This is a genomic window from Arthrobacter sp. B0490, assembly GCF_002929355.1.
Taxonomy (GTDB): Bacteria; Actinomycetota; Actinomycetes; order Actinomycetales; family Micrococcaceae; genus Arthrobacter_D.
In genome coordinates this window covers 1-585 of sequence record NZ_PJIR01000126.1, presented here as the reverse complement: position 1 = coordinate 585, position 585 = coordinate 1, and the positions used below count along the sequence as shown (strand labels likewise).

Annotated in this window: 1 protein-coding gene and 1 pseudogene; both read left to right on the top strand. The window is 60.2% G+C overall.

Annotated features, from left to right (window positions below):
• Positions 1–231, top strand: a 231-nt coding sequence (uraD, locus tag CXQ97_RS21080; protein WP_104182381.1) for a 2-oxo-4-hydroxy-4-carboxy-5-ureidoimidazoline decarboxylase, incomplete at its 5' end; no start/stop codon positions are given.
• A gap of 65 nt (positions 232–296) precedes the next feature.
• Positions 297–585 (top strand): annotated as a pseudogene (locus CXQ97_RS21075) (allantoicase); the annotation flags it as partial.

Below are 585 nucleotides of genomic sequence, written 5' to 3'. Positions count from 1 at the left end.
GGTGCCGGCATCCACGAATGCACGCCGGAGGAGTTCGCCCGCTTCACCGAGCTCAACGAGGCCTACAAAGCCAAGTTCGGTTTCCCCTTCATCATGGCGGTCAAGGGCAGCAACCGGCACCAGATCCTTGCCGCGTTCGAAGAGCGCATCCACAACGACCCCGAGCAGGAATTCGCCCGGGCGCTGGCGGAAATCAACAAGATCGCCCTGTTCCGCCTGCAGGCGATGTAACGAGCACCAACCGCAACAAAGGCAGTAATGACAGAAACCGCTTCTCATCCAAGGCAGACGAGTCCATGAAAGCTTACGCCGTACCTTTCGAAAAATACGTCAACCTGGCCGATGCCCGCCTCGGCACCCGCGCCATCTCCGTCACCGACGATTGGTTCGCCGACGTCAACCGGTTGTTCCAGCCAACACCGGCCGTATGGAAGGAGGGCGTTTTCGATGACAACGGCAAGTGGATGGACGGCTGGGAGACGCGCCGCAAGCGCTTAGAAGGTTACGACCATGCGGTGATCCGCCTGGGCGTGCCGGGTCAGATCAAGGGCGTGGATATCGACAACAGCCACTTCACCGGCAACT